Raw genomic sequence first — 17784 nt, 5'->3', positions numbered from 1 at the left:
CCCTCCGCCCGACCTGCCGCTTTCCCGCGTCCCGCAACGCCTTCCGGCGCCTGGGCGAAACAAGCATACACAAAATAGCACGGTCGTTCAATTTTAATTTTCGGACTTTTCCGGCGACATGCGCGGCGCTAATGCCGCCCCTGACCGCGATGCATGGCGGGGCGCCTGACGCGGTGCCAAATCGTCCCGCCATGGCGGATAAAGCACTTGCCGAGTGCGACTGAGTGCCGCCTCTAAACCAGTATCGGACTTTATTTGGCCGACACGGACAAATCGCGCGGGCCGACCCTGTAAACTCGCGGCTTTTCGTTTTTTGCCGTCCGGGTTCCACAAGATGCCGGATCGGCGGAAGGTCCAGCGACCCTGATGTCTTCCCCCTCACATTCCCACGCCCACGAGCACCAGCACCCGGTGGTCGAGCACGACCACCTCAAGCGCAGGCTCAAGGCCCGCCACCTGAGCATGATTGCCATCGGCGGCGCGGTCGGCACCGGGCTGTTCGTGGCCTCGGGCGCCTCGATCGCGCAGGCCGGCCCCGGCGGCGCACTGCTGATGTATATGCTGCTCGGGCTGATGGTCTATTGCCTGATGACCAGCCTGGGCGAGCTGGCGGTGCATATGCCGGTGGCCGGCTCCTTCGTCACCTACAGCGCGCTCTATGTCGACGAAGGCTTCGGCTTCGCGCTGGGCTGGAACTACTGGTTCAGCCTGGCGGTGACCATCGCCGTGGAACTGACCGCGGCGCAGCTGGTGATGCAGTACTGGTTCCCCGAAATGCCCGGCGTGGTCTGGAGCGCCGCGTTCCTGCTGCTGATGTTCGGGCTCAATGCGTTCTCGGTGCGCGGCTTCGGCGAGGCCGAGTACTGGTTCGCGCTGATCAAGGTGGTGACCGTGATCGTGTTCCTGGGCGTGGGCCTGCTGATGATCTTCGGCATCATGAAAGGCGGCCCGCAGTCTGGCTGGCACAACTTCACCATGGGTGACGCGCCCTTTGTCGGCGGCATCCCGGCCATGATCGGCGTGGCGATGATCGCGGGCTTCTCCTTCCAGGGCACGGAAACGGTGGGCGTGGCCGCCGGCGAAGCGGAGAACCCGGCCAGGACCATCCCGCGCGCGATCCGGCAGACCTTCTGGCGCATCCTGCTGTTCTATGTGGTCGCGATCCTGATCATCGGGGTGCTGATTCCCTATACCGATCCCAGCCTGCTGCGCAACGACGTCACCGACGTGGGCGTGAGTCCGTTTGCACTGGTGTTCCGCCACGCCGGCCTGGCCTTTGCTGCGGGGCTGATGAACGCGGTGGTGCTGACCGCGCTGCTCTCGGCCGGCACCTCCAGCATGTATGTGTCGACCCGGATCCTCTACGGCCTCGCCGTCAGCGGCCGCGCGCCGCGCGCGTTCGGCAAGCTGACCGTGAGCGGCGTGCCGTTCAATGCGCTGCTGGCCACCACCGCCGTGGGCGCGCTGTGTTTCTTCAGTTCGCTGTTCGGGGACAAGGCGGTCTACCTGTGGCTGCTCAACACCTCGGCCATGACCGGCTTCTTTGCCTGGCTGGGCATTGCCATCAGCCATTACCGCTTCCGTCGCGGGCTGGTGCACCAGGGCTATGACGTTGGCATGCTGGCCTACCGCTCGCCGCTCTATCCCTTCGGCCCCATTTTTACCGTGGTGCTGTGCGTGGTGATCGTGGCCGGGCAGAACTACCAGGCGTTTGCGGATATTCCGAACCGGTGGCCGGAGATCGTGGCGACCTATATCGGCGTGCCGGCGTTCCTGGCGCTGTGGTGGGGGTACCGGGCGGTGAAGAAGTCGCGGCTGATCGACTATGAGGATATGCCGTTTGACTTGCCAAAGCCGGCAGTTTTCGGCCCTCTCCCGCAAGCGGGAGAGGGAGCACACAGTTGGCAAGGGGAGCGCACAGTGGCCGAAGTCATACCTCCAGCCACTCCTTCCTGATCTGCGAGTTGGCCTTCAGTTCCGCGGGCGTCCCCTCGAACACAATATGCCCGTGCCCCATCACGTAGACGCGCTGGGAAATATCCAGCGCGATCGCCAGCTTCTGCTCGATCAGCAGCACGGAAATACCCCGCTCCTTCAGCGTCTTCAGGTAGTCCCCGACCAGGGCCACGATCATCGGCGCCAGGCCTTCGGTCGGTTCGTCGATCAGCACCAGGTCGGGGTCGCCCATCAGCGTGCGGCACAACGTCAGCATCTGCTGCTCGCCGCCGGAGAGCACGCCGGCCGAGGTGTTCTCGCGCTCCTTCAGCCGCGGGAACATGTTGAACATGTCCTCGACGGTCCAGCGCGGCCTGGCCTGCCGTGGGTTGCGCTTCTCGCCCAGCAGCAAGTTCTGCCGCACGGTCAGCGTCGGAAAGATATCCCGGTTCTCCGGCACATAGCCGATCCCGAGGTGCGCGATCTCGAAGGTGCGCCGCCCCAGGATCTCTTCGTCGCGAAACCGCACCGAGCCCTCGGCCTTGACCATGCCGAGGATGGCCTTGGCCATGGTCGAGCGCCCCACCCCGTTGCGGCCCAGCAGCGCGACGATCTCGCCTTCGTCGATATGCGCGTCCACGCCGTGGAGGATATGGCTCTTGCCGTAGTAGGCGTGCAGGCCCTGGACGTTCAGCATGCGCTTGCCCATCAGTGCGCTCCTTCGGTGGCTTCCTCGTCGAGGGTTGTGCCCAGGTAGGCTTCCTTGACCTTGCGGTTGTTGCGGATGGCCTGCGGGGTGTCCGTGGCGATCACTTCGCCGTAGACCAGCACAGAGATGCGGTCGGCCAGGCCGAATACCACGCTCATGTCGTGCTCCACCATCACCAGCGTCTTGCCGACGGTGACCTTGCGGATCAGCTCCACCGCGTGATCGGACTCGGAGCGGCTCATGCCCGCGGTGGGCTCGTCCAGCAGGATCACCTCGGCGCCGCCGGCGATGGTGATGCCGATCTCCAGCGCACGCTGCTCGGCATAGGTCAGCAGGCCCGCCTGGCTGTCGCGGCGGTGCTGCATGCCGATCAGCTCCAGCACCTCCTCCGCGCGCTCGCGCGTGTCGCGCAGGCCCTTGAGCCGGTGCCAGAACGAATACTTGTAGCCGAGCGACCACAGCACCGCGCAGCGCAGGTTCTCGAACACCGACAGCCGATGGAAGATGTTGGTGATCTGGAAGCTGCGCGACAGCCCCATGCGGTTGATCACGAACGGCTGCAGCCCGCCGATCTCCGCGCCATTGAGCCGCACGGTCCCGCTGCTCGGCGCAAACCGGCCGGAAATCAGGTTGAAGGTCGTCGACTTCCCTGCGCCATTGGGCCCGATCAGCGCATGGCGCTCGCCCTTCGGGATGCTCAGGTTCACGCCGCGGATGATTTCCGTCTGGCCGAACTTCTTGCGTACATCGGTCAGTTCCAGTGCCGCTGTCATGGCCTGCCTCCTGCGATTTCCATCTGTACCTTGTCCCACGCGCTGCGCACCCGCGCCGCCGCCAGCCGCCACGCGAACAGGCCAGCCGCCCACAGCGCGGCCGCCGCCAGCCATGGCGTCCAGGTTGCGGCATCGAAGCCGACGCCGAACAGCGACATCGTGGTGCCGTTGGCGCTGTCGACCTGCACCTTGTAGACCAGCTCGACCGTCAGGATCATGGCCAGCAGCAGCACCACGGCGGCGCCGCCGGCACGCGCGTAGGACGGCAGCATGCGGCCCAGCTTGCCCTTGCCCAGCAGCGGCACCTGCATCAGCAGCAGGCTGGCCAGCCCGCCCGGCACGAACATCACCATCAGCACGAAGAACAGGCCCAGGTACAGCAGCCAGGCCTTGGTCAGGTCCGACAGCGCCACCGCGAACAGCACGAACACCACCGCGCCGATGATGGGCCCGAAGAACACGCCCGCGCCACCGATGAACACCGCCAGCAGCACGCCGCCGGAGCGCACCGCGCTGACGTTCTCGGCCGAGACGATCTCGAAGTTGATGGCGCCCAGCGCCCCGGCGATACCGGCGAAGAATGCCGACAGGATCAGCACCAGGTAGCGCACGCGCTGGGTGTTGTAGCCGATGAACTCGACCCGCTCGGGGTTGTCGCGCACGGCGTTGGCGATGCGGCCCAGCGGCGTCTGCGTCCAGGCGTACATCGCCACCATCGACAGCAGGCACCACGCCGCGATCAGGTAGTAGACCTGGCGCCCGGGCCCGAAGGTGATGCCCAGGAACGGATCGCCGACCACGCGGTTGGTGGAGATGCCACCCTCGCCGCCGAAGAACTCCGGAAACATCAGCGAGCTGGCGAACACCATCTCGCCGATGCCCATGGTGATCATGGCAAAGGTGGTGCCGGACTTCTTGGTGGTGACGTAGCCGAAGATCACGCCGAAGAAGGCGCCGGCCAGGCCGCCCACCAGCGGCAGCATCGACACCGGCAGCCAGACCTTGCCCGCCCCGACCATGTTCAGCACATGCACGGCGATAAACGCGCCCAGGCCGGAGTAGACCGCGTGGCCGAACGACAGCATGCCGGTCTGCCCGAGCAGCATGTTGTACGACAGCGCAAAAATGATCATGATGCCCATCTGCGACATCAGCGTGATGGCGAAGCCCCCGGTGAAGATCAGCGGCAGCACCAGCATGACCAGCACGGTCAGGCTCCAGATGATCCAGCGCGCCTGGTTCAGCGGGCGGTAGCGCAGGGTGCGGCCGGTCACCACCGGCTCGCGGGGTTGTTGCATCGCTTGCTCCATGGTGTCAGCTCTCCCGGGTTCCCATCAGTCCACGCGGGCGGAAGATCAGCATCACCACCAGCAGCAGGTACGGCAGCACCGGCGCCACCTGGGCCACCGTGAGCTTCCACAAGGAATAGAACGGCGTGGCTTCGCTGACCGCCAGCCCCAGGCTGGTCATCAGGCCCGCCAGCGAGGCGTCGATGGTGACCGCGAAGGTCTGCAGCACGCCGATCAGGATCGACGCAATGAAGGCGCCCACCAGCGATCCCATGCCGCCCACCACCGCCACCACGAACACGATCGACCCGACCGCCGCGGCCATCGATGGCTCGGTGACAAAGGCATTGCCGCCGATCACTCCCGCCAGCCCGGCCAGCGCGGCGCCGCCGCCAAACACCATCATGAACACGCGCGGCACGTTGTGGCCCAGCGCCTCGACCATTTCCGGGTGCGTCAGCGCGGCCTGGATCACCAGCCCGATGCGGGTACGCGTCAGCACCAGGTAGATCGCCACCAGCATGCCCAGCGACACCAGCATCATGAAGGCGCGGTACTTGGGGAAGGACGAGGTGAACACCGTGAACAGCGGCCCGTCCAGCTCCGCGGGGATCCGGTACGGCACCGCCGCCAGGCCCCACACCAGCTTGACGCCCTCTTCCATCAGGTAGGCCAGGCCGAAGGTGAACAGCAGCTCGGCCACGTGGCCGTACTTGTGCACCGTGCGCAGGCCGAAGCGCTCCACCAGCGCGCCCGCGCCGGCCACCAGCAGCGGCGCGAAGATCAGCGCCGGCCAGAACCCGACCTTGCTGGCGATGGTGTAGGCGAAGTAGGCGCCCAGCATGTAGAAGCTGGCATGGGCAAAGTTGAGCACGCCCATCATGCTGAAGATCAGCGTAAGGCCCGATGACAGCATGAACAGCAGCAGCCCGTAGCTGATGCCGTTCAGCAGTGAGATGACGAAGAATTCCACAGCGTGTCCTTCAAGCTGGCGCCGCCATGCGTGGGCATGCCGGCGTCCGTCCGGTTGGATTGAGGGTGAGCGTCCCCCTCCGGGGGCGGTTGCCCGCCCCGGACGCTCCCCGGTATCGACCGAAAAAGACTGAAAGTATGCAGGATCGGGCGGCCACTTTGTCAGCGTGGCCGGCCCGTCACGGACAGGATCAGCCCGGCCGCTTCATCTGGCAGGAGGTCGGCTGGGCCGACACGTACTGGTCCATCAGCGCGTTGGTCTTCCAGCCGTAGCCGGTGTTCTCCTGGTCGTACTTGATTTCCTTGCCATCCACCTTGGTCCAGGTGGCGACCACCAGCGGCTGCTGCGCCTGGTGGTCCGAGTTGCGCATCTCGACCGTGCCGTTCATGCTGTCGACCTTGATGCCCTCGAGCGCCTTGGCGACCTTGATCGGATCGGTCGAGCCGGTGTCCTTGAAGGCCTTGGACAGCATGGCAATGCCGGTGTAGGAGGCCATCACGTAGAAGTCGTCGTTGTACTTCTTCTTGAAGCCCTCGATGACATCAGCCCCCTTGAACCCCTTGTTGTTGGGGTTGTAGTAGCCGACATACTTGACGTGCTCGGCGCCGGTGGCGCCCATCGCCGTGGGCACGCCGGTGGTGCCGGCGTAGTAGGTGTAGTAGTTGGTGGTCAGGCCGGCATCCTTGCCCGCCTTGATCAGCAGCGCCAGGTCGCTGCCCCAGTTGCCGGTGATCACGGTATCGGCGCCGGAGGCCTTGATCTTGGCCGCGTACGGGGCAAAGTCCTTGACCTGGGCCAGCGGGTGCAGGTCTTCACCGACGATCTGGATGTCCGGGCGCTTGCGCTTCAGGTAGTCCTTGGCGGCACGCGCCACCTGGTGGCCGAACGAGTAGTTCTGGTTGATCAGGTAGACCTTCTTGACGTTCGGGTCCTTGGCCAGGAAGGTGGTCAGCGCCTCCATCTTCATGTCCGAGTTGGCGTCGAGCCGGAAATGCCAGAAGTTGCATTTGGAATTGGTCATGTCCGGGTCCACCGCGGCGTAGTTCAGGTAGACGATTTCCTTGCCCGGATTGCGCTCGTTGTGCTTGGCCACCGCGTCCTGCAGCGCCAGCCCGACCGACGAGCCGTTGCCCTGCACGATATAGCGGATGCCCTGGTCGACCGCCTGCTTGAGGATGGTCAGGCTTTCCTGCGGCGACAGCTTGTTGTCGAAACCCACCACCTCGAACTTGTGCGCGCCGGCCCAGTTCTTCTGGTTGGCGATGTCGGCGACATACTGCCAGCTCTTGAGCTGGTTCTGCCCAACGGGAGCCATCAGCCCCGATAGCGGGTCAATGAAGGCAATCTTCACCGTATCCGCGAGTGCGGTACCTGAAACCAGCGCAGAACCCAGTGCGGCAAACACGGCCACACCGGCCACCAGCGGACGCATTTTGGTCATACCTGTCTCCTTCACTCTTGTCGTTGGCTTGTCGTCGAATTTGGCTGGCTGCGCTGCGTCCTCCATGCCACGCCTTGCAGCCGCCCCGAACACGCCATGCCGCAAGCAGGCATGGCGCACCGGAAAGCGCGTGCCGGCGTCAGGCGGTCGGCAGCTTGTAGTCCTTGAACTGCTCGCGCAGCTTGAGCTTCTGCATCTTGCCGGTGGCGGTCAGCGGGATCTCGGTGACAAAGGCCACGTCGTCCGGGATCCACCACTTGGCGACCTTGCCATCGAAGAACTGCAGCAGTTCTTCGCGGGTGACTTCGGCGCCGGGCTTCTTCACCACCACCAGCAGCGGGCGTTCATCCCACTTGGGGTGGTAGGCCGAGATGCAGGCCGCCATATGCACCGCGGGGTGCGCGGCGGCGACGTTCTCGATATCGATCGACGAGATCCATTCGCCGCCGGACTTGATCACATCCTTGCTGCGGTCGGTGATCTGCATGAAGCCATCGGCGTCGATGGTGGCCACGTCGCCGGTCGGGAACCAGCCGTCGGCCAGGGGGCTGATGCCATTGCGGTAATACTGCTCGATGACCCATGGGCCGCGCACCATCAGGTCGCCGAAGGCCTTGCCGTCCCACGGCAGCTCCTTGCCTTCGCCGTCGACAATCTTCATGTCCACACCGAAGATCACGCGGCCCTGCTTTTCCTGGATTTTGTGGCGATCCGCGTCAGAGAGAGCTTCGTGCCTGGCTAGCAGCTTGCACGCCGTGCCAAGTGGTGACATCTCGGTCATGCCCCAGGCATGGATCACTTCGACGTTCAGCGCCTCGAACGCACGGGTCATCGCGGGCGGCACAGCCGAGCCGCCGATCACGGTGCGACAGAAGCTGGAGAACTTCAGCTTGTTCGACTGCACGTGCTGGAGCAGGCCGAGCCACACCGTCGGCACGCCGGCGGAGAAGGTCACCTTCTCCTGCTCGAACAGTTCATAGATCGACGCCCCGTCCAGCTTGGCACCGGGCAGCACCAGCTTGGCGCCGACCAGCGGCACCGAGTACGGCAGGCCCCAGGCATTGACGTGGAACATCGGCACCACGGGCAGGATCACGTCGCTGGCGGAGCAGCCCAGCGCGTCGGGCAGTGCCGACGCGTACGAGTGCAGCACCGTCGAGCGGTGCGAGTACAGCGCGCCCTTGGGGTTGCCGGTGGTGCCCGAGGTGTAGCACAGGCTCGACGCCAGATTCTCGTCGAACTGCGGCCATTCGTAGTCGCCGTCCTGCGCGTCGACCAGCTCCTCGTAGCACAGCAGCGGCACCTTGGATTCGGCCGGCATATGCGCGCGGTCGGTCATCGCCACCCAGCCCCTGACGTTGGGGCAATGCGGCGCCACGCCTTCCACCAGCGGCAGGAAGGTCAGGTCGAAGAAGACATAGCCGTCTTCCGCATGGTTGACGATATAGGCAATCTGCTCGGGAAACAGGCGCGGGTTGATGGTATGGCAGACGGCGCCCATGCCGGACACGCCGTAGTAGATCTCGAGGTGGCGGTAGCCGTTCCAGGCCAGCGTGCCGACGCGCTCGCCCTGCTTCACGCCCAGTGCGCCGAGCGCCTGCGCCAGCTTGCGGGCGCGCAGTTCGCAATCGCGGTACGTGTAGCGATGCAGGTCGCCCTCCGTACGCCGCGAGACGATCTCGGTGCTGCCGTAATAACGCGCGGCGTGTTTGATGATGGAGGAAATGAGCAGCGGCGCGCTCATCATTTGACCCATCAATGCCATGAACCTGCCTCCTGAAAGTCTTGTGTGATTCGCCTGAAAACGAACAACCGTACTATTTTTTGTCGGTCGTTTCCATGCACCAAATCGGCGTCCGGCCGATCTCGTTGTGCACTGCCGTACTGTTGTTGTGTATTGCCGTCGGGGTTGCCGCCGGCATTGCCATCGAATTCGGGGCCGCAATTCTGCGAAAAGCCCATGCACCGGATTCATGTGCGCACTGAAGGAGGAAAATAACCGTGCGGTGCATGGCGGCATTAACTCGGTCGAGCGGTCGAGTGCCGTTGAGGACGTACAATACTGCGTGGCATGTTGCACCTCAACATGTCGTTTTCCCTAGCCACCACCGCATTTTCGTGCCCCCGGCATGCCGCGCCGCACCGCCTTTTACGCGGTTCGCCGCACATGGACGAGCGCACGGAATTCGCACCGCCCCTTGCGCCCCGAGGCGCCCCTACGCGATGCCAGACACGCCCCAGTCACAAGCTCCGCAGCCCTCCGACGCAGCCACGCCGGCAACGCTGTCCGCGCCCTGGCGCACCGCGCCCGGCTTTGCCGAACTCGGCGCGCAGTTCTTCACGCGGCTGCGCCCGACGCCGCTGCCAGCGCCCTACCTGGTGGGGGTGGCGCCGGCCGCTGCGGCCCTGCTCGGCTGGGATGCCGGCATCGGCAGCCAGCAGGACTTCATCGAGACCTTTATCGGCAACCAGGTGCCGGACTGGGCCGACCCGCTCGCCACGGTCTATTCCGGGCACCAGTTCGGGGTCTGGGCTGGCCAGCTCGGCGACGGCCGCGCCATCCGCCTGGCGCAGGCCGAGACCGCCACCGGCCCGTGGGAAATCCAGCTCAAGGGCGCGGGCCTGACGCCCTACTCGCGCATGGCCGATGGCCGCGCGGTGCTGCGCTCGTCGATCCGCGAGTACCTCTGCTCCGAAGCCATGGCCGCACTGGGCGTGCCGACCACGCGCGCGCTGTCTATCATGGGCTCGGACGCGCCGGTGCAGCGCGAGACCATCGAAACCTCCGCGGTGGTGACCAGGCTGTCGCCGACCTTTATCCGCTTCGGGCACTTCGAGCATTTCGCCGCGCACGACGACGTCGCCGCGCTGCGCAAGCTGGCGGATTTCGTCATCGACAACTTCATGCCCGCGTGCCGCGACGACGCCCAGCCCTACCAGGCGCTGCTGCGCGAGGTCTCGCTGCGCACCGCCGACCTGATCGCGCACTGGCAGGCGGTGGGCTTCTGCCACGGCGTGATGAACACCGACAATATGTCGATCCTGGGCCTGACCATCGACTACGGCCCATTTGGCTTCCTCGACGCGTTCGACGCCAACCATATCTGCAACCACTCCGACGCGCAGGGCCGCTACGCCTACAGCCAGCAGCCGCAGGTGGCATTCTGGAACCTGCACTGCCTGGCGCAGGCGCTGCTGCCGCTGTGGCTGCCGCCAGAGGATGCCGAGCAGGAAGGCGCGCGCGACGCTGCCGTGGCAGCCGCGCGCGCGGCGCTGGACCCGTTCCGCGACCGCTATGCCGCGGCATTCTTCCGCCACTACCGCGCCAAGCTGGGCCTGCGCCCGCCCGCCGGCGGCGATGACAAGAGCGATGAGCCGCTGCTGACCAGCCTGTTCCAGCTGCTGCACGGCCAGCGCGTGGACTACACGCTGTTCTGGCGCAAGCTGTGCGGCATTTCGTCCACCGATGCCTCGCGCGACGCGCCGGTGCGCGACCTGTTCCTGGACCGCGCCGCCTTCGACGCATGGGTGGCCGACTATCGCGTGCGCCTGCGCGCCGAGCAGTCGCACGATGCCGCGCGCGAACTGGAAATGCTGGCAGTCAACCCCAAGTACGTGCTGCGCAACCACCTGGCCGAAACCGCGATCCGGCACGCACGCGAGAAGGACTTCACCGAAGTGGACCGCCTGCTGGCAGTGCTGTCGCGCCCCTTCGACGAGCAGCCGGAAGCAGAGCACTACGCGGCGCTGCCGCCGGACTGGGCCTCCGGCCTGGAAGTCAGTTGCTCGTCGTGACGTCATGTGATCCGTGCCCTGCACGCCGGCGCCTGCCGGTGTAAGGTTCGCGCAGTTCGCACGACCAATGCCTTAACTGAGGAACCAATCCGAGGAAGCCCTGCGAGGACAAGACCATGACCACCACCAAGACCGACGCCGAGTGGCGTGAACAACTCTCCGACATCGAATACCGCGTGACCCGCGAGGCCGCCACCGAGCGCCCGTTCACCGGCCGCTACTGGGACCACTGGGACAACGGCATCTACCACTGCGTGGGCTGCGGCACGCCGCTGTTCGAATCCGCCACCAAGTTCGATGCCGGCTGCGGCTGGCCCAGCTATTTCCGCGCCATCAACGGCGAGGTGATTGCCGAGCACGTCGACCACAGCCACGGCATGACGCGGGTGGAGGTACGCTGCAAGGAATGCGGCAGCCATCTCGGCCATGTCTTCGAGGATGGCCCCGCCCCGACCGGCCTGCGCTATTGCATCAACTCGGCTGCGCTAAAATTCGATGATCGCGACCCGGCACAGCGTGCGGCGGATGATGCCCACGCCGCCGGCAGCGACGACAACCCCCGGCGCGACCCGCAGCGCTGAATGCTCCGGCAAGCACGCCGGACACAACCTGGTACCGCATGAAATTCCTGTTCGACCTGTTCCCGGTCATCCTGTTTTTTGCCGCCTTCAAGCTGGCTGACATCTACACCGCCACCGCCGTGGCCATTGGCGCCACCGTGCTGCAGATCGGCTGGGTCTGGTTCCGCCACCGCAAGGTCGAGCCGATGCAGTGGGTCAGCCTGCTGATCATCGCGGTGTTCGGCGGTGCCACGCTGGTGCTGCACAACGAGACCTTCATCAAGTGGAAGCCGACCGTGCTCTACTGGATGTTCGCGGTGGGGCTGCTGGGCTCGGTGATCGGCTGGCGCAAGAACCTGATCCGCGCCATGATGGAAAAACAGGTGACCCTGCCCGACCCGGTGTGGGCGCGACTGAACGCCGCCTGGGCCGGCTTCTTTGCCGCCATGGGCGTGCTGAACCTGTACGTGGCCTACCAGTTCTCGACCGAGGCCTGGGTCAACTTCAAGCTGTTCGGCAGCATGGGGCTGATGCTGGTGTTCATCGTCGCCCAGAGTGTCTGGCTGTCGCGCCACATGCCCGAGAACAGCCAGGACTGACGGCCCCGCCCCCGCACCCCCGAATCGAAGGAAACCATTGATGGCAGCCGATCCCGCCACTATCGAGGCGATGCTGCGCGAAGCGCTCGCCCCCAGCCACCTGGCCGTGCGCGACGACAGCGCGCTGCACGCCGGACATGCCGGCGCCGCATCCGGCGGCGGACATTACGACGTGACAATCGTCAGCGAGCGCTTTACGGGTCACAGCCGGGTTGCGCGACACCGCATGGTGTATGATGCGCTGCGCGGTCTGTTCCCCGCGCAGATCCACGCACTTGCCGTGACTGCGTTCACCGACCAAGAGTACCAATCCCGCGCATCATCACGCGATTCTTCCAGCAACTCTCAGACCTGATTCCATGAAGACCACCGTCCTCTCGTTCAGCCTGGCGGCTGTGCTTGCTGCCGGCAGCCTGCCGGCCATCGCCCAGAATGCCGCCGTCGTGAATGGCAAGGCCATTTCATCGGCAAAGCTGGACAAGTTGATCGCCGGCACCGGCCAGCCCGACAACCCGGAGCTGCGCTCGCGCGCGCGCAACATGCTGATCGACCGCGAACTGCTCGTGCAGGAAGCCAACAAGCGCGGCCTGACCCAGCGCGACGACGTGCAGGAACAACTGGAACAGGCCCGCCTGAACGTGCTGGCCGGCGCAGTGTTCGAAGACTACGTTAAGACCCACGGCGCCAGCGACGCCGAGCTGCGCAAGCAGTACGACAAGATCAAGTCGCAGTTCGGCAACGGCAAGGAATACCACGCCCGCCATATCCTGGTGGAAAAGGAAGCCGACGCCAAGGCGATCATCGCCAAGATCAAGGGCGGCGCCAAGTTCGAGGACATGGCCAAGGCCTCGTCCAAGGACCCGGGCTCGGCCGCCAACGGCGGCGACCTGGACTGGGCCAACAGCAGCAGCTACGTCCCTGAGTTCTCGGCTGCCATGACCGGCCTGAAAAAGGGCCAGCTGACCGATACCCCGGTCAAGACCCAGTTCGGCTGGCATATCATCGAACTGGTCGACGTGCGCGACGCCAAGATCCCGTCGTTCGAAGAGGTCAAACCGCAGCTCACGCAGATGCTGATGGGGGACCAGAACTGGCAGCGCGAGCAGTTCCAGGCCATGATGAAGTCACTCAAGGACAAGGCCAAGATCCAGTAAGGCACGGTCCGGTCGCCCCCGCCGGTCCTGCAAGATTCAAGGATGCAGCGCGTGGAGTCGACTGGCCGCTACTGGCAACTCTGGCATCTCTCGTCCCGGGGCATGTGCTATTGCGCACTGGCCTGGGCGACCCTGGACGGCGCCGCCCCCGGCTGGCGCCAGCTCCACCCCTATCTCCCGTTGCGTGACCGTTACGCGCCCGAGAAGATCCTGCACGCCGTGGTGGCTTACAAGGAGGCTCGCGGCGAGATCAGGGCGCCCCCTGGTTTTGAAGCCGGGCGGATGCTGACTTATGCCTATGCGTCGTGGAGCTCGCGCTTGCACCCTCCGCTTGCCGGCTGAACCCTGCCTTTACCGGCGCAGCGAAAAACTAAAAAGCCACCGGCGCTGCCGGTGGCTCTTGGTTGGGACGAAGGGCGCAGGCCCTGGGCTGATACTTACCCCACCCACTTCCGCGCATTGCGGAACATCCGCATCCACGGGCTGCCGCCGTCGGCAACCTGCTTCCACGCATCCGGCGCCCAGCTCATGGTCGCGGCACGGAACACGCGCTCCGGGTGCGGCATCAGCACCGTGAAGCGGCCATCGACGGTGGTCACCGAGGTAATCCCGTCGGGCGAGCCGTTGGGGTTGAGCGGATAGGTCTGCGTGACCGCGCCGTAGTTGTCGACAAAGCGCAGCGCCACGTGGGCCTGGTCGATATTGCCCTGCTGCGAGAAGTCAGCAAACCCTTCGCCGTGGGCAACCACGATCGGAATGCGGCTGCCTTCCATGCCGGCGAAGAAGATCGACGGCGACGACTGCACCTCGACCGTGACAAAGCGCGCCTCGTACTGCTCCGACTGGTTGCGCGTGAACTTCGGCCAGGCGCCTGCGCCCGGGATGATCGGGGCCAGGTTGCTCATCATCTGGCAGCCGTTGCAAACGCCCAGCGCAAAAGTGTCCTGGCGGTTGAAGAAGGCAGCGAACTGCTCGGCCATCTGCGCGTTGAACAGGATGGTCTTGGCCCAGCCCTCGCCCGCGCCCAGCACGTCGCCGTAGCTGAAGCCGCCGCACGCGACAAAGCCGCTGAAGTCGGCCAGATTGGCGCGGCCTGCGATCAGGTCGCTCATGTGCACGTCGTGCGTATCGAAGCCGGCGCGATCCATGCTGTACGCCATCTCGATCTGCGAGTTGACGCCCTGCTCGCGCAGGATCGCCACGCGCGGGCGGGCGCCGGTGGCGATGAACGGCGCGGCGATGTCTTCGGCCGCATCGAAGGTCAGCACCGGGCTGATTCCGGGGTCGGCGGCGTCGAGCAGGCGGTCGTATTCGCTGTCGGCGCAGGCCGGGTTGTCGCGCAGGCGCGCGATGCGCCAGCTGACTTCGCTCCAGTTGCGCTGCAGGTCGGTGCGCGAGGCGCCGAAGACCTTCTTGGCATCGCGATAGACCTCGATCTGGTCGGTCGCGTTGGGCTTGCCCACCACATGGCTGCAGGCCGACAGGCCGGCTTCGCGCAGCACGGCAAAGACCGTGTCGCGGTCTTCCATGCGCACCTGCACCACCGCGCCGAGCTCTTCCGAGAACAGCGCGCGCAAGGTCTGGTCGTTGCGGCGCTCGGCGATCTGCTGCGCCCAGTTCTTGGCGTCGCCGTAGTCCTGCTCCTGCTGCGGGTCCAGCGCCAGCATGTCGACGTTGAGCGAGATGCCGCAGTGGCCGGCAAAGGCCATTTCCGCCAGCGCGGCCATGAAGCCGCCATCCGAGCGGTCGTGATAGGCCAGCAGCTTGCCTTCGCGGTTCAGGCGCTGGATCACGTTGAAGAAGTTCTTCAGGTCTTCGGCGTTATCGACGTCGGGGGCGCTGTCGCCGACCTGCTGCGTCACCTGCGCCAGGATGCTGCCGGCCATGCGGTTCTTGCCACGGCCGAGGTCGACGGCGATCAGCACGGTGTCGCCGGCGTCGGTGCGCAGTTGCGGGGTCAGCGTGCGATTGACGTCGTCCACCGCGGCAAAGGCCGAGATGATCAGCGACACCGGCGCGACCACTTCCTTGTTGACGCCGTCGTCCTGCCACTTGGTGCGCATCGACAGCGAATCCTTGCCCACCGGGATGCTGATGCCAAGCGCCGGGCACAGTTCCATGCCGACGGCGTGCACGGTGTCATACAGCTTCGCGTCTTCGCCTTCCACGCCGCAGGCCGCCATCCAGTTGGCCGACAGCTTGACCTTGCCCAGGTCCTTGACCGGCGCGGCGGCCAGGTTGGTCAGCGCCTCGCCGATCGCCATGCGGCCGGAGGCCGGCGCATTGATCACGGCCAGCGGGGTGCGCTCACCCATGGTCATCGCTTCGCCGGCCTTGCCCTGGTAGTCGAGCGTGGTCACGGCCACGTCGGCAACCGGCACCTGCCACGGGCCGACCATCTGGTCGCGCGCGTTCATGCCGCCGACGGTACGGTCGCCGATCGAAATCAGGAACGACTTGCTGGCCACGGTCGGATGGCGCAGCACGTCGCGCACCGCCTGCTCCAGACTGATGCCGGTCACGTCCACCGCCGGCAGTTCCTGCTCGACGCGCTTGACGTCGCGATGCATGCGCGGCGGCTTGCCCAGCAGCACGTCCATCGGCATGTCGACGGCGTAGTGCTCCTTGAGCGCGGCGTCGACGCTGGCGTCGACCAGTTGCAGCTGCTTTTCTTCCGTGGCAATGCCAACCACCGCGAACGGCGAGCGCTCGCGCTGGCACATGGCCTGGAATTGCGGGAAGCTGTCCGGCGCGATCGCCAGCACATAGCGTTCCTGCGACTCGTTGCACCAGATCTCGGCCGGCGACAGGCCGGACTCTTCCAGGTGCACCTGGCGCAGGTCGAAGCGTGCCCCGCGGTCGGCGCCGTCCACCAGTTCGGGGAAGGCGTTGGAGATGCCGCCCGCGCCGACGTCATGGATCGACAGGATCGGGTTGGCGTCGCCGAGCTGCCAGCAGGCGTTGATCACTTCCTGCGCGCGGCGCTCCATCTCGGGGTTGCCGCGCTGGACCGAATCGAAGTCCAGATCGGCGGTGTTGGTGCCGGTCGCCATCGAGCTGGCGGCGCCGCCGCCCATGCCGATGCGCATGCCCGGGCCGCCCAGCTGGATCAGCAGCGTGCCGGCCGGCAGCGGGTTCTTGTGCGTGTGCGCGGCGTCGATATTGCCGATCCCGCCCGCGATCATGATCGGCTTGTGGTAGCCGCGCACGGTGCCGCCGACGTTCTGCTCGTAGACGCGGAAATAGCCGCCCAGGTTGGCACGGCCGAATTCGTTGTTGAAGGCGGCGCCGCCGAGCGGGCCGTCGATCATGATCTGCAGCGGCGAGGCGATGCGGTCCGGCTTGCCGGTCACGCCGGGCTTGTCTTCCGGGTTGCGGTGCGCCACCGGCTGGGCGGCGTCGCGGTCGTTTTCCCAGGACTCGACGGCCTCGGGCAGCATCAGGTTGGACACCGTGAAGCCGGTCAGGCCGGCCTTGGGCTTGGCGCCGCGGCCGGTCGCGCCCTCGTCGCGGATTTCACCGCCGGCGCCGGTGGAGGCACCCGGGAACGGCGAGATCGCGGTCGGGTGGTTGTGCGTCTCCACCTTCATCAGCGTGTGGGTCAGCGCCTCGTGGCGGCCGTACTTGTGGTCATCGCCGCGCGGGAACCAGCGCTCGGCCACGTCCCCCTCCATCACCGCCGAGTTGTCCGAGTAGGCCACGATCGAGCCTTGCGGATTGAGCTGGTGCGTATTGCGGATCATCGCGAACAGCGACTTGTCCTGCTGCACGCCGTCGATGGTCCAGGTGGCGTTGAAGATCTTGTGGCGGCAGTGCTCGCTGTTGGCCTGCGCGAACATCATCAGCTCGACGTCGGTCGGGTTGCGCTCCAGCTTGCCGTAGGCATCGACCAGGTAGTCGATCTCGTCCTCGGACAGCGCCAGGCCCATCTCGACGTTGGCCGCGGCCAGCGCGCTGCGTCCGGCCGAGATGTCGATAAAGCGCAGCGGCTTGGCCGGCAGTTCCTGGAACAGGCCGGCGGCATCGTCACGCGAGGCGACCACGGTCTCGGTCATGCGGTCGAACAGGTGCGCGGCGACGGCGGCGCGGGTATCCGCGTCCAGCGTCTTGCGGCCGCGCAGCAGGCCCTTCTTGCAGATGACCGTGATTTCGATACCGCGCTCGATGCGGTGGATATGCGTGAGGCCGCAGTTATGGGCGATGTCGGTGGCCTTGCTGGCCCACGGCGAGATCGTGCCGAAGCGCGGGATCACCACGAAGCGGTCGCCGTCGGGCTGATCGGCGAACGGTGCGCCGTAGGTCAGCAGCGCCGCCACGCGGGACTGCTCTTCGGCCGACAGCGGCGTCTGTGCGTCGACAAAGTGCAGGAACTGGCCATGCACCGATTCAATATCGGCGTCGATCTGCCGCAGGGCGGTGAGCAGGCGTTGCTGACGGAAGGCGGAAAGCGCCAAAGCGCCGGGGAAGCACGAGAAATGCGCCATGATCGTAGCGGTCGGGAGGCGGTGAGGTAGGGGCTGCTGCTTAGCCGGCACCGCTGCATGGGGTGCCGACTG

14 protein-coding genes are annotated in these 17784 nt (G+C 65.8%); 7 read left to right on the top strand and 7 right to left on the bottom strand.

Going from position 1 to position 17784, the window contains the following annotated elements:
* Positions 1-366 precede the first annotated feature (366 nt).
* The gene (locus tag AC3WRI_RS11670) at positions 367-1956 is read left to right on the top strand and encodes an amino acid permease (protein WP_492293353.1); all 1590 of its coding nucleotides are present in this window, start codon (positions 367-369) and stop codon (positions 1954-1956) included.
* On the opposite strand, the gene AC3WRI_RS11665 is transcribed toward AC3WRI_RS11670, so the two are convergent.
* The 6 genes from AC3WRI_RS11665 to AC3WRI_RS11640 all read right to left on the bottom strand — a co-directional run bounded on the left by AC3WRI_RS11665 (position 1931) and on the right by AC3WRI_RS11640 (position 8885).
* Complete coding sequence (locus AC3WRI_RS11665) at positions 1931-2644, bottom strand: ABC transporter ATP-binding protein (RefSeq protein WP_011615132.1); 714 nt, start codon at positions 2642-2644, stop codon at positions 1931-1933. The two genes, AC3WRI_RS11670 and AC3WRI_RS11665, sit on opposite strands and share 26 nt — an antisense overlap.
* Positions 2644-3417: an ABC transporter ATP-binding protein gene (locus AC3WRI_RS11660; protein ID WP_010810049.1), complete on the bottom strand. Its 774-nt coding sequence runs from the start codon at positions 3415-3417 to the stop codon at positions 2644-2646. The genes AC3WRI_RS11665 and AC3WRI_RS11660 overlap by 1 nt, the downstream gene beginning before the upstream one ends.
* A complete protein-coding gene (locus AC3WRI_RS11655) occupies positions 3414-4727 on the bottom strand; it encodes a branched-chain amino acid ABC transporter permease (RefSeq protein WP_492293352.1) in 1314 nt (437 codons plus the stop codon). Before AC3WRI_RS11655 ends, AC3WRI_RS11660 begins: the two co-directional genes overlap by 4 nt.
* 4 nt (positions 4728-4731) lie before the next feature.
* A complete protein-coding gene (locus tag AC3WRI_RS11650) occupies positions 4732-5679 on the bottom strand; it encodes a branched-chain amino acid ABC transporter permease (protein WP_010810051.1) in 948 nt (315 codons plus the stop codon).
* Between the two features lie 190 nt (positions 5680-5869).
* Positions 5870-7120 (bottom strand): branched-chain amino acid ABC transporter substrate-binding protein, encoded by a 1251-nt coding sequence (locus AC3WRI_RS11645; RefSeq protein WP_010810052.1) that lies wholly within the window; start codon positions 7118-7120, stop codon positions 5870-5872.
* Positions 7121-7259: 139 nt separating this feature from the next.
* Entirely contained in the window at positions 7260-8885 is a 1626-nt protein-coding gene (locus tag AC3WRI_RS11640) for a 3-(methylthio)propionyl-CoA ligase (RefSeq protein WP_492293351.1), read from the bottom strand.
* A gap of 458 nt (positions 8886-9343) precedes the next feature.
* On the opposite strand from AC3WRI_RS11640, the gene AC3WRI_RS11635 reads away from it, so the two are divergent.
* From AC3WRI_RS11635 to AC3WRI_RS11610, 6 genes are all read left to right on the top strand, one after another.
* On the top strand, positions 9344-10915 hold the full coding sequence (locus AC3WRI_RS11635; protein WP_492293350.1) for a protein adenylyltransferase SelO: 1572 nt from the start codon (positions 9344-9346) through the stop codon (positions 10913-10915).
* Between the two features lie 116 nt (positions 10916-11031).
* Positions 11032-11496: a peptide-methionine (R)-S-oxide reductase MsrB gene (gene msrB, locus AC3WRI_RS11630; protein WP_010810055.1), complete on the top strand. Its 465-nt coding sequence runs from the start codon at positions 11032-11034 to the stop codon at positions 11494-11496.
* 38 nt (positions 11497-11534) lie between these two features.
* On the top strand, positions 11535-12074 hold the full coding sequence (locus AC3WRI_RS11625; RefSeq protein WP_010810056.1) for a septation protein A: 540 nt from the start codon (positions 11535-11537) through the stop codon (positions 12072-12074).
* A gap of 40 nt (positions 12075-12114) precedes the next feature.
* Positions 12115-12429, top strand: a complete 315-nt coding sequence (locus AC3WRI_RS11620) for a BolA family protein (RefSeq protein ID WP_010810057.1) — start codon at positions 12115-12117, stop codon at positions 12427-12429.
* A 4-nt stretch (positions 12430-12433) separates the two neighbouring features.
* Positions 12434-13228 carry a peptidylprolyl isomerase gene (locus AC3WRI_RS11615; RefSeq protein WP_010810058.1) on the top strand — a complete coding sequence of 265 codons (795 nt, stop codon included), beginning with the start codon at positions 12434-12436 and terminating at the stop codon, positions 13226-13228.
* A 42-nt stretch (positions 13229-13270) separates the two neighbouring features.
* A complete protein-coding gene (locus tag AC3WRI_RS11610; protein WP_492293349.1) occupies positions 13271-13570 on the top strand; it encodes a hypothetical protein in 300 nt (99 codons plus the stop codon).
* Between the two features lie 95 nt (positions 13571-13665).
* On the opposite strand, the gene purL is transcribed toward AC3WRI_RS11610, so the two are convergent.
* Entirely contained in the window at positions 13666-17712 is a 4047-nt protein-coding gene (gene purL / locus AC3WRI_RS11605) for a phosphoribosylformylglycinamidine synthase (protein ID WP_492293348.1), read from the bottom strand.
* Positions 17713-17784 lie beyond the last annotated feature (72 nt).

This window comes from Cupriavidus sp. FW305-27 (assembly GCF_058787995.1).
The sequence above is the reverse complement of the archived record's forward strand: the minus strand, read 5'-3'. Positions and strand labels throughout refer to the sequence as shown.

Bases quoted from the DNA above. Each gene is read 5' to 3' on its own strand.
- AC3WRI_RS11670 (WP_492293353.1), top strand. From the start codon at position 367: ATGTCTTCCCCCTCACATTCCCACGCCCACGAGCACCAGCACCCGGTG.
- AC3WRI_RS11665 (WP_011615132.1), bottom strand. From the start codon at position 2,644: ATGGGCAAGCGCATGCTGAACGTCCAGGGCCTGCACGCCTACTACGGC.
- AC3WRI_RS11660 (WP_010810049.1), bottom strand. From the start codon at position 3,417: ATGACAGCGGCACTGGAACTGACCGATGTACGCAAGAAGTTCGGCCAG.
- AC3WRI_RS11655 (WP_492293352.1), bottom strand. From the start codon at position 4,727: ATGGAGCAAGCGATGCAACAACCCCGCGAGCCGGTGGTGACCGGCCGC.
- AC3WRI_RS11645 (WP_010810052.1), bottom strand. From the start codon at position 7,120: ATGACCAAAATGCGTCCGCTGGTGGCCGGTGTGGCCGTGTTTGCCGCA.
- AC3WRI_RS11640 (WP_492293351.1), bottom strand. From the start codon at position 8,885: ATGGCATTGATGGGTCAAATGATGAGCGCGCCGCTGCTCATTTCCTCC.
- AC3WRI_RS11635 (WP_492293350.1), top strand. From the start codon at position 9,344: ATGCCAGACACGCCCCAGTCACAAGCTCCGCAGCCCTCCGACGCAGCC.
- msrB (WP_010810055.1), top strand. From the start codon at position 11,032: ATGACCACCACCAAGACCGACGCCGAGTGGCGTGAACAACTCTCCGAC.
- AC3WRI_RS11625 (WP_010810056.1), top strand. From the start codon at position 11,535: ATGAAATTCCTGTTCGACCTGTTCCCGGTCATCCTGTTTTTTGCCGCC.
- AC3WRI_RS11620 (WP_010810057.1), top strand. From the start codon at position 12,115: ATGGCAGCCGATCCCGCCACTATCGAGGCGATGCTGCGCGAAGCGCTC.
- AC3WRI_RS11615 (WP_010810058.1), top strand. From the start codon at position 12,434: ATGAAGACCACCGTCCTCTCGTTCAGCCTGGCGGCTGTGCTTGCTGCC.
- AC3WRI_RS11610 (WP_492293349.1), top strand. From the start codon at position 13,271: ATGCAGCGCGTGGAGTCGACTGGCCGCTACTGGCAACTCTGGCATCTC.
- purL (WP_492293348.1), bottom strand. From the start codon at position 17,712: ATGGCGCATTTCTCGTGCTTCCCCGGCGCTTTGGCGCTTTCCGCCTTC.